Annotated in this window: 10 protein-coding genes and 2 pseudogenes; 4 read left to right on the top strand and 8 right to left on the bottom strand. The window is 54.5% G+C overall.

Translation table 11 applies throughout. The features are described 5' to 3' along the window. Window positions 1–224 precede the first annotated feature (224 nt). On the bottom strand, window positions 225–2402 hold the full coding sequence (locus BLM14_RS20595; RefSeq protein ID WP_237143609.1) for a peptidase domain-containing ABC transporter: 2178 nt from the start codon (window positions 2400–2402) through the stop codon (window positions 225–227). Beyond that, on the bottom strand, window positions 2402–3694 hold the full coding sequence (locus BLM14_RS20590; RefSeq protein ID WP_100001767.1) for an HlyD family secretion protein: 1293 nt from the start codon (window positions 3692–3694) through the stop codon (window positions 2402–2404). Before BLM14_RS20590 ends, BLM14_RS20595 begins: the two co-directional genes overlap by 1 nt. Window positions 3695–3984: 290 nt before the next feature. On the opposite strand from BLM14_RS20590, the gene BLM14_RS20585 reads away from it, so the two are divergent. After that, entirely contained in the window at window positions 3985–4632 is a 648-nt protein-coding gene (locus BLM14_RS20585; RefSeq protein WP_100001766.1) for a response regulator transcription factor, read from the top strand. Between the two features lie 8 nt (window positions 4633–4640). Here BLM14_RS20585 and BLM14_RS20580 read toward each other — a convergent pair whose 3' ends face one another. From BLM14_RS20580 to BLM14_RS20575, 3 genes are all read right to left on the bottom strand, one after another. Then, window positions 4641–6410, bottom strand: coding sequence for an ATP-binding response regulator (locus BLM14_RS20580; RefSeq protein ID WP_162293217.1), 1770 nt, complete (start codon window positions 6408–6410; stop codon window positions 4641–4643). Window positions 6411–6512: 102 nt separating this feature from the next. Beyond that, window positions 6513–6662 carry a hypothetical protein gene (locus BLM14_RS31165; protein WP_157929565.1) on the bottom strand — a complete coding sequence of 50 codons (150 nt, stop codon included), beginning with the start codon at window positions 6660–6662 and terminating at the stop codon, window positions 6513–6515. 91 nt (window positions 6663–6753) lie between these two features. After that, window positions 6754–6969: a hypothetical protein gene (locus BLM14_RS20575; protein ID WP_100001764.1), complete on the bottom strand. Its 216-nt coding sequence runs from the start codon at window positions 6967–6969 to the stop codon at window positions 6754–6756. A 1275-nt stretch (window positions 6970–8244) separates the two neighbouring features. Here BLM14_RS20575 and BLM14_RS31965 point away from each other — a divergent pair. Then, window positions 8245–8364: pseudogene (locus tag BLM14_RS31965) on the top strand (TerC family protein); the annotation flags it as partial. Between the two features lie 349 nt (window positions 8365–8713). Here the strand turns inward: BLM14_RS31965 and BLM14_RS20565 are convergent. Then, window positions 8714–9187, bottom strand: coding sequence for an AtaL-like protein (locus tag BLM14_RS20565; RefSeq protein WP_100001763.1), 474 nt, complete (start codon window positions 9185–9187; stop codon window positions 8714–8716). Window positions 9188–9221: 34 nt separating this feature from the next. Continuing rightward, window positions 9222–10091 carry an SDR family oxidoreductase gene (locus tag BLM14_RS20560; protein ID WP_100001762.1) on the bottom strand — a complete coding sequence of 290 codons (870 nt, stop codon included), beginning with the start codon at window positions 10089–10091 and terminating at the stop codon, window positions 9222–9224. A gap of 103 nt (window positions 10092–10194) precedes the next feature. On the opposite strand from BLM14_RS20560, the gene BLM14_RS20555 reads away from it, so the two are divergent. Next, complete coding sequence (locus BLM14_RS20555) at window positions 10195–11085, top strand: LysR family transcriptional regulator (protein ID WP_100001761.1); 891 nt, start codon at window positions 10195–10197, stop codon at window positions 11083–11085. Window positions 11086–11996: 911 nt separating this feature from the next. On the opposite strand, the gene BLM14_RS20540 is transcribed toward BLM14_RS20555, so the two are convergent. Further along, window positions 11997–13052 (bottom strand): IS110 family RNA-guided transposase, encoded by a 1056-nt coding sequence (locus BLM14_RS20540; RefSeq protein WP_100001758.1) that lies wholly within the window; start codon window positions 13050–13052, stop codon window positions 11997–11999. Window positions 13053–13177: 125 nt separating this feature from the next. Here BLM14_RS20540 and BLM14_RS20535 point away from each other — a divergent pair. Then, a pseudogene (locus BLM14_RS20535) lies at window positions 13178–13471 on the top strand (IS6 family transposase); the annotation flags it as partial. Between the last annotated feature and the right edge of the window lie 506 nt (window positions 13472–13977).

The following is a 13977-nucleotide window of genomic DNA, read 5'->3' as shown; positions in this document are numbered from 1 at the left end:
CCGACCTGTTTTCAAACGAGCCTGCTGCCAACAAAATACTGAAGCCGTCGGACCTGGGGTAAAATTGCTGCTGTAGCCCGGCGCATAGGGGTTAGCGATTACACCTGTTCACTTGGGCAGTGGCGCGCCGGTCGAGGCAGAACGCCAGGCGTAGCGCCCCTTAATGCCATCTCGCCAAGGCATTCGTTATTTCAAAGAGACGTATCCCTGGATGCTGACCCCAATTAATCTGCCGAGGATTGCGCCATCGAGTTTGTCGTCAGTGATCGACTTTGTTCAATCAGGTCGCCCGCACCATCGAAGCAAAGCACACGATCGGTCATTGCGAGCGTTGCCTCGCGATGGGCGATAATAATGCGGGTGATCGGAAGGCATCGCACAGCTGCATTGATGGCCTGTTCATTGGCATGATCGAGGTTGCTGGTCGCTTCATCAAGCAGGAGCAGCGAAGGGCGCCGATATATCGCCCGCGCGAGCACGACACGCTGTTTTTGGCCACCGGAGAGGGAGCTCCCCATGTCACCCACAAGCGTTTCGTAACCCATTGGCATTGCGACAATCTCATTGTGGATCGCCGCCATTTGCGCGCAGGCTTCCACCCATGCCGGATCGGCCGAAGAATCGAAAGCTGTGATGTTTTCAAAAATCGATCCCGCAAACAGTCTGTCTTCTTGAAGCACGCAGCCGACTCGATCGCGATAGGCAGCCAGTCCCAATGAAGAAAGCGGGACCCCATCGATCAAGACCTGGCCGGTCGTGGGAAGGGAAAGGCCAGCCAGCAGTTTCAGCAGGGTCGTTTTCCCGGAGCCAGAAGGGCCCGCAATGCCGATACATTCGCCGGCAGAAACTGAAAGCGAGATCCCTTTGAGAACACTTGCTTCATTATCGGCGTAGCGGAAATGGACATTCCTGACTTCCAGAGAGCTGGGCCGTCTGTCTGATGTATCGTGCGCACCTGCGGGCCCCAGACGGCGGTCGGTTTCCTCAGGATCAGCAAGCGCGATATCGGCCACGCGCTCACCATGTAGCGACAACATCCTGAATTGCAGGATCGTGTTAACGAAGCCGTTCACACGCGTTGCGAATTGGTCTTTGTAGGCGAGAAACGCGACGAACATGCCAACGGATATGTCGCCGCCCAAAATCGCGCGCACACCCAGAAAAATGATCAAGATGCGATCGGCGCCGAACAATAGAGAGCCGACGGCACTGAACCAGGCATCGAACTTTTGAACCCGAAGTTCCGCGTTTACGCGTTCAACCAGGTGATTTATCCAGGTGCCTCGCCGCCGGGATTCGAGGTTGAGAACCTTGAGGCTACCAATCCCTCTCACCGACTCCATAAAGTGGGAGCTTTCCTGCGCGGTATGTATGATCGTCTCTTCGGAGATGGACCGGTAATGCCCATAGATTGCGGCTCGAATTATTGTGTAGAAGCCCGTGCTGACGAGCGCAACAATCAACAGCCAGCCGCCGTAAAGCCACATCATGAATATCAGGAATACTGACATCAGGCCGTCAAGAAAGGACTGAATTGCACTCGTCGTTAAGGTGCGTTGAACCGTGTCCAGCGAGCCGAAGCGTGACACCACGTCGCCAACATGGCGCTTTTCAAAAAAGCTCAACGGAAGCCGCATCAACTGATCAAAGAGAGAGACCTTCCACTGCAGTATCAGCCTTGATCCAATGACCATCGTCTGGAAGGCACGGGCAAAAGCCGTTACCACCTGCAGGACCAGCATCAAGGCCATGGCAATGACAATCAGTGTCAGAAGATCATAATCAGCAGCCACGACGACTTCGTCGAGAACTAGCTGAAACCCGATGGGCATTGCGATCGTGGCAAGTTCGAGCAGAAGTGAGATGGCCATGACCTGCAGCGCAGCCACACCTATGCCGCTCGTCCGGCGGATCAGGTCCGTGATCCTTATTCGGATCCGTTCGTTCTTCTCTTCGAATTCCTCGGTCGGCCAGGCCTCCAGGGCAACGCCGGTAAACTGTTTCGACACTTCCGCACGAGCGACCTGGCGACTGCCCGTTGCAGGGTCGATTATTGTGATTCGATTTTTCTGGACGCGCGTCAGGACCACAAAGTGGTTGTGGCGCCAATGCAATATGCAAGGCAATCTAAGCTTATCAAGGTCGTCAAGGTCGAGCCGCAAGGCGCGAGTCGCCAGCCGTAATTGGCCGCCAACCTGCACAAGATCCTTCAATGTCGTGCCTTTGATCGATGCGGTAAAGCGCCGCCGGATGGCCGGCAAATCCATTTCATGGCCGTATCGCCCCGCCACCATGGCGAGACAGGCGAGTCCGCATTCGGCTGCTTCGGTTTGAAGAATGACGGGCGTTTTCGAAAAAACGCGCCCGGATATTCGTTTGGCCAGTTCATCGGTAAACATCATCAGTCCACTATCGCCGCATTCGAGGTGAGCGATCCCCGAAGCCCGTAAATTGGCTCAAGGACCCATTGATAGAGCGGGCGTGTATCAACGAGCAAATGCGCTTCGACTTGCATCCCGGCCTGAAGGCGCTCCCGGCGGCCATAGGCAGTGACGAATGGCTGTTCGGGTTGAACGGTGATGCGATAGAAGGTTTGCAAGGACTGTGGATCGGTGCCGCCTGCATTCAGCTGAGCCACTTCTTCCGGACGCAGATTGGCACGGGAAATAACCGATACTTGCCCGGCATACTGTCCGAATTTCTGGTAGGGAAACGCCTCGTAACGAAGAAGAGCCGTCGATTGCTCGCGCACAAAACCAACTGCATTGCTTGGTGCGAGCAATTGGGCGACGAGCGGCCGGTCGGTTGGGACAATTGTCAGCAACGGTGTACCGACCGCAACTGTCTGCCCGGCCTGCGTGATAATCCCGGTCACCGTACCGCTTCTTGGCGCAGTTATCTGGACGGCACGGCGGGCCTCACTTTCGGAAATCTGTTGCTCGATGTCGAGCATCTGACGCCTGGTTTCAGCTGTTTTCGCGTCCGACTGCAGGTCAAAGCCTGCAAGCTGATTGTTCAACTCATCCAGCTTGCCACCGAGCTGAACCCGTTCCCGACCGAGACGCGCGACCTCCGACCTTTGACTGTTAAATGCCTGCAGCCGCGACTCATAATCACGCGAGGTTGATACGCCGCGTTTCAGGTATTCTTCCTGGCGTTTGGTAAACTCATCCAGCTGCCCCATGAATTCCCGTAGCAGTTGAATTTGCTGATCGATTTGAGGAATTTCTTTCTGAAGAGCAGACACTTGATCTCTGATCGCCTGTTTCTCGATATGTTCGATGTGGGTCTGACGCACTAACGTCGCTTGCAATTCAAGACGTTTGTCGCTCAATATTTTTGTGACTGCGTCCTGCGTATTGCCAAGTGCCGTCGTAATGTCGATGCTTAGGACGTAGAGAACGTCGCCACTTTTTACGTTATCTCCTTCCTTGACTTTGAGATCAGCCACCCATCCGTTGTGCGGCGCAACGATGCGCGTCAGGCCATCAATTGGAAGGATCACCCCAGACACTCGCACGCGCCGGGTATATTGGCCAAAGACAAGGAAGCAAATTACAGCAATGACGAAGACGACGGAAAAAATGGCGATTGCCGTGGCAGATATATTGTGAAGTATTGTTGGACGTCCCAGCCACGCATGGCGGCGCGCCTCGAGAGACTCCTGACGAAACAGCGGTTTCTTTTCGTTCATGCTCCCACGGGCTCAAGTCTTTGGCGATGATTGCCGATCACTCGATTCCGACACCGAAACGTAGCAGCGATAGCGCTGATTGAATTCACCACCATTTCTTAAGCCCAGCGGTCCGCCCGCATTTTGAGCGAATATGCGTTGTGCTGAAGGTGCCGTGTGCCGATGTCCATGCCGTTCTCATCCAATTTCGCCATTGAAGAGGCTAGTCACTGTGGCCACGAACTCCACTAGTACAGATGCACTAGGGGAGATGACTTGACGCGAAACGCGGCAGTGCGGCACGATAAGCCATGGAGCAGCTTGATGGAGCCAGCAATCTTCAAGAGCGAATTATTGTGGCCGACGATCATCCTGTCTTTCGCGACGGAATGCGGCGCATCGTGCAGCGATTGTATCCCTATGCCACCGTTCAGGAAGCAGGCTCATTCGACGAGGTGCTGAATCTTGCCCGTGCAGATGTTGCACCGAACACCTTTGTCCTTGACCTGCTTTTTCCGGGCTTTGAGGCGAAGGCATCGATCTGGGCGTTACGACGCGAATTTGATCGCGCGACGATCATAATCGTGTCGATGATCGATAGCGATGAAACGATAAGGCGGGTGATGGCAGCTGGCGCAGACGGATTTATCTCAAAGGCCGTTCATCCCCTGGAAATCAGTTCCGCGATCACGGCCATCCGAAACGGCGATGTGGTCGTGAAGCAGTCGGACGATGGCGCCTTTCCCGCGATAAACGAAAACGATGCGCTCTCTCACCTTACTTTGCGACAGCGAGACGTGCTCCGGTTGCTAGCGCGTGGCCTATCGAACAAGGAAATTGCACGCGCGCTCGACATCTCTCCTTTTACGGTCCGAATCCACGTGTCAGCGCTTTTTCGGACGTTGAAGGTAAGTTCGAGGTCCGCTGCTGCTGCGAAAGCAGTTGAGTCAGGATTGTGACATAGTCATTATGTCATAGCACCACTGGACTCGCTTGCCTGTGGTTTTGATCCGTTATCGAGCTGTTCGAGCTGAAGTTTTCTCGCCAGTATGGCGGCGCGAAGTTCAGCCGGGCGCGTCGGCTTGGACAAGATGGGGATATCGGCGCTGCCGATTTCAGCCTGTACGCGGCCGTCACTATGACCAGTCATAATGATCGCAGGAATATCCCTTCCTAACAAGCTGCGTACACGGGCAATGCAATCGACACCGCTTTCATCGCCATTCAAGTCAAAGTCGGCTAGCAGCAGATCGCACGGTTCAACGTCGAACTGGGCTGTCTGCTGGGCATTGACCTGACAGCCCCACTTTTCGAGCATGGTCTTCGTTGCCATCAATACGTCAGCGTCGTCTTCGACAAGGAGGATCTTCATGCCGCTGATCAAACTGGCCGGAGGATTCGAACGCAATATCCGGGATGTTTCATCTTCTTGCGTAATTTTGAGACCGGTGATCGCAACCGATGTTCCCCGACCCAGGCTGGACTCAAGAATAACACCGAGGTCCATCAGCGTGGCCATACGCCGGACGATAGACAGACCTAATCCGACGCCTTCCACATCTTTACCTTGAATGCTGACACGGTAAAATTCTTCGAACACGTTCGCGCGATCCTGTTCAGATATGCCTTGGCCGCAGTCATGGATATGGATGGACAGAGATTTCCCGCTACGTCGGCAACCGATCAACACAGGCGCGTCGGGCGCATACTTCAAAGCATTGGACAGCAGGTTCTGTAAAATGATGGTCAGTAGATTCGGATCCACCCGCACGCGGAGATTTGTCTTCACAAAGCGAAGATCGACATTTGCCCATCGTGCCGCTTCCACGTTTTGATCAACGATGGTCCTGATGAGCGGTCCGACGGCGACGACTTCCATATTTGGCGAGATTTTGCCGCTGTCGAGCGTCGCAACGTCGAGCAATGAGCGAAAGAGCCGTGAAAGGCTTTGTAGAGACCGATCTATATTATCGACCATTTGCTTGTCATCGGGTGCCAGACCGGAATCCCGTAGACAGGCGGTGAACAGGCCAATTGCGTGAACAGGCTGACGAAGATCGTGGCTTGCCTGTGCAAGGAAACGCGACTTCGCAAGATTTGCGGCAGTCGCAAGATCAGAGGCCTCGCGCGTATCGGTTAGCAACATGTGGGCATAGAGCGGAACAATTATCGTTGTCACTGCCAGTGCGGCAACAATGTACGGCTGCGCTTGCCAATAGCTGCTGCCAAGCATAATAAATCCCAGACTTGCAAGCGCAAGCAGGGTGGCAATTCCCAAATACCGGGAACCGTAGCGCATGCCATATCCGACCGTTACCCAAAGCAAAATCGCATATAATGGCGCTACATATTCCGAACCGATTATCATGGTCATCGTCAGACTGCCGAAATCGAGAGCCATTGCCATCGCGCGTCGGTAATGATTGACACCGGGCCGTCGAAGGATAGCCACAAAGAGAAGTGTCGAAACCAGGAAGAATGCGACAAAGTACACCGTCAAGAACGATCCGACTGGCTTGGAAACGGCTCCCGTCACGACCCCGACACCAAGATACAAAGCAACCACGATGGTGAGCAGCAACCGTACAATTGCCTGAGCTCGCTCCCGATCGCCATGGCCATTCCTGGCGTGGGCTCCGCCGATCGTTTGCCTCAAGGTCCGCATTGCCGCTGCCAAATAAGACCCGATTCCCGCTCTTCCAGATGCCGACATTTTCTCCCCAACAAGTTCGGTCATTGATCTTAACCCAAGCTTGAATGTCATTGTCCGGAATGAGCAAGAACAGCTTTTCCTGACCCCGTATTTCACGATTTTGTTTCGGCGGCCGGAAATGTCGCGTCAAGTGTTATTCCGAACTTTGGCTACAATATCCGCGATCTCCTCTTTGGTCTGCGCGATATGCCGATAGAGCGGCCACAAGTGAAGCGAGCCCTGCCAGGTTGCGATAAATGCAAACAAGGCCAGCGGAAAGCTGGCCTTGTTTCTCATCAACCCAATCCAGCATAATTCAACGCCTCAGCGTAGAATCATACTCGGCTGACGATATTTGCTCGTAAGTTCTTGCAACCGCAGCCACGCATTATTCCATAGCGTACGATACAACCGCAGCCACGCCTACTCCCATCATCGCTATTGGGAACCACGCAGGAGCGGTCGCGCCGGCAGCCAGGATACCAACCCCAATTCCAATAATTGCCAGGTTGGTATTAATAGCAGTATCCTGCGACACACCACCGCTCACGATCCCAAGTTCGTCTGGATTGAGCTCCCGCAGTTCCGAATGTTGATCACGCATCTTTGGCTCTCCTTCTTTCTATTGTTATCAAGTCGATGGCATAATTGGTCGTTTTGACTGTCAGCGACGCCAGCCAGCAGACTTTCGAGCGTCAGCCGAATTGTCTCGGCGATCGTTTCGCCGCGGGGACCGCGCTTGAGTGCATCCCAGGATTCCTATTGGCCGTGAATATCACCACTGGAAACTTGACTGAAGTACTTCTCAGATAGAACAAGAACCGTCATGCTCCGGGATCCTTTCATCGAAAGCTCGGTAGATCGCCCGACATCTCGATGCGTGAAAGCCATAGGACGCCCTTGGAAAACACGCCAACATTAGCGATTTAACGCACGATCAACCTGTTCGATTTCGAAACTAGCGTTTGGGTGGGTCCCTGTCATTAGTACACATGGACTATGGCGGATCGTTTCAAGCGACCACCGAATGTGAATTTCAGAAGAGACGTGCCGGCTCGAAAGGCAAGTGAAATGACGATATGTCTCCCGCAAATCTTATCGCGAAGCGTGACAGTGAATCTTACTCCTACGCAGAACGGGATAGCACATCTGAGCTAGTAGGGGGAAAGCGCGCATCAATCTAAATACAGTTGATCCGGATTTATTGAAGCTGGATCATGTCGAAGTATTGGGGCACGGCGTTTGCCTGACCTCGTTTGTTAAATTGGAGAATACCGAAAAATGCGCGAACTCACTGAAACAGATCAGAAAAGTGTGGCAGGCGGCGTGACGGAAGGGCCAGATGGACGCGGCTGCACAGAACCGACGTCGACGGTTTACCTTCCGAAGACATCGACGACAGAGAAATAGGCCTGGCAACATCGAGCCGGTTATTGCCCACTGCGAATAAATTGAACATAGCCATAGCATCGAAGGGAAAGACAAATGACAACAGACAAAAATACAATACGGGACCTAAACGTAAACGAAATAAATACTGTATCTGGCGGGGAAACCTATACCTGCACAGTGGAAGTGACACCTTCCGCCACGATCGTCGATTGCTATGACTCTCAAGGAAAGCATGCGATCAATACAATATACTATAACCAGTCGTAAGAAGCCCCGCGCGTACTCACGGTCTTCGTCTGGCAAACGCAGTTTTCGTATTCGAGCCACAAAGGATTTTAGAGTGCGATTGTTGCATCAGGTTGGTCCGGAAGCAAAAATCGCGCTCTAACGTTTTTGATCATCTGGGGTGCTTGCAAACCTGAAGAGCCTCGGCACTCTTGCGATGTCGGACCTTTTTCCGACAATCCGTGCCGACAGGGGATTTTCGTTGGATTTCTCATTTTTATTCGTCGAGTGGGTGGGGAAGCCGCTCTGGATGTGGGCAAGCTTTCTCGCCCTCGTCATCGCCATTCTATCGTTTGACCTTGGCATTCTCCATAAGCAGAACGTTCAAGAGATTCAATGTAAGCGGTGTGCTGCTCGCACATTGTCAGTAAATCTTAGATACGATGGCGAGGTAGCGCAGCCTTGAAGGACATGGCAACTATGCGCCAATTGCAGTCATTCACAGAGTGGCTGCTTGCTTCTAGCCGTGCAATAACGCGGATGTAAATCAACTGACTGACCAGCTCAACGAGTGTTTACGCAACGATGATTGCTGGCAGAAGAGGGACAGCGTTGGTAACTCGACCTCGCAATCCAGCCGCTAACGGCACCGGTAACGAACTTAATGTCAGTATACGGCAAAGGCAGGGCGTCTCCTAAAGGGCCGCCCTGTCAGTTTGTTCTTGGGATGATTAGAGCTTTCCCTCCGCAAGCAGTTCGCGTGTTCGTTTCAGCGTCGCCAGGAGGGCGGCCTTGTAGCCGTTTTCGCCGGCGAGCTGAGCCTGCTGGGCCTGCTCTTCAGGTGTATTTGGCTCTTTGCCGCGCAGGCCCATGTAGCAGTAGAAGCGAAGCTGCAGTGCGCCTTCCTCATCTTCGAACAGTTCGTTGATAATCGCTCCTTCGCGCGGACCGGCCGCCTGGAAGAAGGTGATTTTGCTTTCCGCCTCAAGAGTGACGATTTCGCGCAGGTCGTTGCCACCGATCGTGGCTTCACGCACGAAGTGGTTAGCGCTTTCCTCAACAACCTCACAACGGGTGCAGAGACCAGGAACGAGGAACAAGCGGGCGTCGCGTGCTTTGAGTTCGAGACCCTTCCACGTCTGAGCGCGCGTCAACCGAGTTTCGCCTTCCGGGTTTACTGGAACTATGGCGGTCGAATAGATCATGGTGATAGTCCTTTCGAGATAGCTGTTGCTTCCGTTAGGCGGAAGCAACAGTCTTCGAGGCGAAGTCGCGATATTGGCGAAGTGGGCGACCAAGTAGTGCAGTCAGGCGCTCGACGTCGCCGGCCTCGGGGAGCATTCCGTCGGTCAAGAACCGCTCGCCCATCAGGCGCATGTCATAGGCCATCCAGGCGGGCACGAACTGCTTGAGATTTTGCTCAAAGCCCTCGGTATTGTCGCCGCCGTAGTTGATCGGGCGGGCGAGCACGTCTGACCAGATGGCAGCGATATCCGTTCCGGTCAGTATCTCTGGACCGACAAGGTTGATCCGGTCGATCGCAAGCGGCTCTGCAGCCTGTTCGCGGCGCAGCAGCTCAAGGGCGGCGATTTCGGCGATATCCCGGACGTCGATCATGGCAAGACCCTTGGCACCGATCGGCATTGTATAGGCGCCGTAGCCGGTGATGACGTCTTTGACCATCAGATCGTTCTGGATGAAGTAGGCCGGACGCAAGATCGTGGCCTTGAAGGCCATCTGCTCGATCATTCGCTCGACACCGAACTTGCCCGCGAAATGCGGAACGTTCACGTAGACGTCGGCGTGAATTACCGACAGATAGACGATCCGCTCGATGCCAGCCGACCGGGCGACGTTGAGCGCGATCAAAGCTTGGGTGAATTCGTCCGGGACCACGGCGTTGAGGAGGAACAGGGTGGAAACGCCAGACATGGCGTTGCGCAGCGAATCGACATCGAGAAAGTCGCCTTGCACGACAGATACGCCTTCCGGGAGGTTGGCTTTCGACGGATCGCGAACGAGAGCACGTACATCAGCGCCGCGCTTGGCGAGATGTTCGATGACTTGGCGACCAATGTTGCCTGTGGCGCCGGTTACTAGAATGGTCATGATATTTCTCCATGTTGGTTGCTTGACACGTCCAATATGTGTGGTTCACTGACAGTCTAATAGACGGAAATTTTGGACACTCCGTCTCACCAGTGGAACAGACATGGATCTTCTTGCTCTCGCGGATTTTAATCTCGTTGCTCGACACGGCGGCTTCGGCAAGGCGGCAAGGGCCACAGGGCGGCCCAAGGCAACCCTGTCCAGACGCGTCGCGGAGTTAGAAAGTGGCCTTGACCTTCGCCTGTTTGAACGGGGCGCGCGAAACCTGAAGCTGACTGAAGAAGGACGAGCGCTCTTCGAGCGGACGGGGGCGTTGCTTGCCGAACTGGACGAAACGGTTTCGGCAATCGCATCCGGCGGCCACACACCCAAGGGGAAGTTGCGCATCAGCGCGCCGGTGTTTTTCTCGCAGAGCGCAATGGGTAAGATCGCGGCGGAGTTTGCCCTCAAGTATCCGGAAGTGAGGCTGGAGGTCACGACTGAGGACCGGCCTGTGGACATGATCGAGGAAGGCTACGATCTGGTGATCCGGGTCAATCCAGATCCTGACGAAAGCCTGGTCGGACGGGCGTTCCTCCGCGACCGGCTGGTCGTGGTGGCGAGCCCCGATCTTCGCCGCCACCATGGGGAGATTGCCGCGCCTGGCGTTGTGCGCGGGGCAGGCGATCGGCAAACATGGCCCGTGAGGACACCCGGTGGCCGGGCGACAATTACAATCGAGCCCGTCCTCACATTGTCGACGCTCATCATGGTCCGCGATGCGGTGCGGGCCGGCGTCGGTGCAGCACGTCTTCCCATTTCGTTGGTCGCCCACGACTTGGCTGACGGCAGACTGGTCCTGTGGGGGGATATCGACGGTCCCGAGATCGCTCTATGGACACTCTATCCATCTCGGCGGCTGCTTAGCGCGCGAGTGTCGGCGTTCCTGGATTTTCTAAAACAGGCCTTCCCAAATGGGACGCCGGACGAGCTTGCCGCCTATATTGGCAGATGATTACGGAAAGCTCAGCCGCCCGAGGTCGACAGTGAGTATTCGATACGGGCTGTCAAGGCAGTGGAAATGTCAGCTCGCTACGCCCGTATCTGTCATAGGTATCAACGCATGGTTGCTGAGAGATCAATTAGATTTATTCTCTTCGGTTGCGCATATGGCTTAGCGGTGCTTGCCTCTTCTCTTACGGTATCATCCCTTTTACCGGCGATATCGTCTGGCGCTTGACCATCTCCGGCGTTCTCGCCGACAAAAGCGCCCGGTACCGGGTCCTGTCGAAGATGGCGGTGAAGATCCGTCAACAGATTTTGGGTGCCCTTGTTGGTGGTGGGCCAATTTTGCAACTGATGCAGCGATTGTAGCCATTTTGGCACCAATCGGATTCGACGAAAATTCGTCTATTATCGGCATTGTCAGAACTGTACAACGCCTACCGGCGACAGCTACAGCCTCAAACGGCGGGGTTCAGGGGGTGAAGTTCTAGAGGCCGCATGGAAATTAAAGTTGGCCGATGGGGGAATCATCGTGGAGAAAACGGAACCTAACCCGCCGAGGGACATTCAATGAATGTGCTTCAATAAATTGGACCAACTCCGATCCCTGCACTGTAAGTCGCAGTTGGGCATTGTCATGTCTGGATGACGCCCATTTGGCAAGATGATTTTGAGCAATGTTTGAGCTTGGCGGGTCGGGTGCAGTCATGTCTCCGGCCTTTGAGCGCGGTATGTTCATGACCGCTGGCCTTGATGTTTTCCGCTTGATCCGGTCCCTCTCACATTGACGCGCTTTTAATGCGCAAGACAACGCCACGGGTTTTCCGGTTCGTGCGGTCCATTCCGCTTTTGCTTTCACATCACACCATAGTCACTCCGCCAACTGTTTGCCCCAAAAGAGCGAATGCTTTCACGCATATTCTATGCCGTTGTTTGCACAACCTTATGACCGTTGAACCCAGGTTCATAATCACTAACTTTTGCCATGACTGCCCACGCGATGCGCGCCATCTTGTTGGCAAGGGCGACCGCCACCAGTTTGAACGGCTTCTTTGATAACAGCGAGCGTGCCCAGTCAGCCAACGGTGTTTGGGTCTTGCCGGATTTCATCCTGTAGAGCGCGGCATGGGCTCCTACGACGAGTAACGCTCGCAAACGCCGGTTACCCATTTTGGAGATGGAACCGAGCCGCGGTTTACCGCCCGTTGAGAATTGCCTGGGCACGAGACCCATCCAGGCAGCAAACTCCCGCCCACACTTAAATACGCGCGCATCCGGAACGCTGGCCGAAAGACATGATGCAGTGACAGTTCCGATCCCGGGAATGGTGGCAAGCCTTTTGCTGACATTGTCCTTGCGATGAGTAGCAAGGATATCCTTGTCGAGTTTGCCAATCTGCGTCTCGATATCGATCAGCATCGCTGTAACGGGTTGGAGAGCATGACGTGCACTCGCAGGCAGAACAATATTATCTTCATCATTGACGATGGCGGTCAGTTGCCGGGCATTGCGCGCGCCTTGAGCAACCACAATACCCAGTTCAGCAAAATGTCCCCGCAACGCGTTGATCAGCGCTGTCCGCTGCGAAATCAGAAGATCGCGTGTACTGTGCAACATTAATGTGGTTTGCTGCTCTTCATTCTTCACTGGTACGAACCGCATCGATGGACGGGTGACCGCTTCACAGATTGCGGCAGCGTCAGCGGCATCGTTCTTCTGCCGGCGCAGGTAAGGCTTGATATAGGCCGGTGGGATCAGGCGAACGTCGTGGCCAGATGTCATCAGCGTCCGTGCCCAGTGGTGGGCTGTAGCGCAAGCTTCCATTCCGATCAGGCAAGGAGGCAGCTTCTCGAAGAACTGATGCAACTGCCCGCGGCGCAGCGACTTGCGCAGTACAATCTGTCCATGCGCGTCGACGCCATGCAGTTGGAAAACATTCTTTGCGATATCAAACCCAATCGTTGTAATCTCGTCCATGGTGGATGGCTCCTCTCAAAGGTTTTGCAACAAACCTATTCTGGCACACTTGATGCCGCTGGAGGGCGCCATCCACTACATCACGTTGTTTCCGGCTTAACGGTTGAGGCCTTATTCGTTTGGGCATGAGCACCACTGCTATCAACTACAAGAACCACCGTTTTCCGCCGCAGATCATTGCCCGGGCGGTTTGGCTCTATTTCCGCTTTCCATTGAGCCTACGTCTAGTCGAGGAGATGCTTTTGGAACGCGGCATCGTCGTTTCCTATGAAACCATCCGTCGATGGGGCCGGAAGTTTGGTCCCTCCTACGCCCGGCAAATGCGCCGCAAAAAGTCTTCGCACCGGGATATTTGGCATCTGGATGAGGTCGTGATTTCCATCGGTGGCCGAAAGCACTGGCTGTGGCGAGCGGTCGACCATCGCCAGGGAGCCTGCAGCGGTTCATCGCCATCTTTTCCGCTCTCAGAAATCTTTTCGTCCCGCCGCGCTCCAAACACTCAGCAATCGTCATCCACATTCACCGCATCAAAGCGATGGCGGAATGGAACGCCGTGACTGGAATGCTTGCCTGAATTTGCTCATGCAGCTCAATGCCGGCGTTTTTTCAAATAACGTGACAACGCCAAAAATGTGTCAGGTGTCGGTTCCTGGCTAGGAGCTCTAGTCCTATTGATCTAGCCCGTCAAATCACAACTCCCTTTGCGGCGAGGGGGCAGTTCTTCACTGAGGCTGTGGGGCTCTAAAAAAGGAGGCTCGTCGGAGTTGCATTGGTGGTCTGGAGTCTCGACGCCGAGCCTCTACGCAGCTGTGGTGCCACAGCAAGTGGGGCCCAGATTGCCACGGTTTGGACGTGATCAATGCTGAGCCCCTGTCAAGATAGCATTTTTGGAACTAGTCCAACGCTTGTCTCGGCAATAATAAAA

This window comes from Phyllobacterium zundukense (genome assembly GCF_002764115.1).
Classification (GTDB): Bacteria; Pseudomonadota; Alphaproteobacteria; order Rhizobiales; family Rhizobiaceae; genus Phyllobacterium; species Phyllobacterium zundukense.
Note: the sequence above shows the minus strand (reverse complement) of the source record. Positions and strands in the feature narration are given on the sequence as shown.

What these genes read in the sequence shown, in the direction of transcription:
- BLM14_RS20595 (WP_237143609.1), bottom strand. Translation starts at nt 2,402, where the DNA reads ATGATGTTTACCGATGAACTGGCCAAACGAATATCCGGGCGCGTTTTT.
- BLM14_RS20590 (WP_100001767.1), bottom strand. Translation starts at nt 3,694, where the DNA reads ATGAACGAAAAGAAACCGCTGTTTCGTCAGGAGTCTCTCGAGGCGCGC.
- BLM14_RS20585 (WP_100001766.1), top strand. Translation starts at nt 3,985, where the DNA reads ATGGAGCAGCTTGATGGAGCCAGCAATCTTCAAGAGCGAATTATTGTG.
- BLM14_RS20580 (WP_162293217.1), bottom strand. Translation starts at nt 6,410, where the DNA reads ATGACCGAACTTGTTGGGGAGAAAATGTCGGCATCTGGAAGAGCGGGA.
- BLM14_RS31165 (WP_157929565.1), bottom strand. Translation starts at nt 6,662, where the DNA reads ATGAGAAACAAGGCCAGCTTTCCGCTGGCCTTGTTTGCATTTATCGCA.
- BLM14_RS20575 (WP_100001764.1), bottom strand. Translation starts at nt 6,969, where the DNA reads ATGCGTGATCAACATTCGGAACTGCGGGAGCTCAATCCAGACGAACTT.
- BLM14_RS20565 (WP_100001763.1), bottom strand. Translation starts at nt 9,187, where the DNA reads ATGATCTATTCGACCGCCATAGTTCCAGTAAACCCGGAAGGCGAAACT.
- BLM14_RS20560 (WP_100001762.1), bottom strand. Translation starts at nt 10,091, where the DNA reads ATGACCATTCTAGTAACCGGCGCCACAGGCAACATTGGTCGCCAAGTC.
- BLM14_RS20555 (WP_100001761.1), top strand. Translation starts at nt 10,195, where the DNA reads ATGGATCTTCTTGCTCTCGCGGATTTTAATCTCGTTGCTCGACACGGC.
- BLM14_RS20540 (WP_100001758.1), bottom strand. Translation starts at nt 13,052, where the DNA reads ATGGACGAGATTACAACGATTGGGTTTGATATCGCAAAGAATGTTTTC.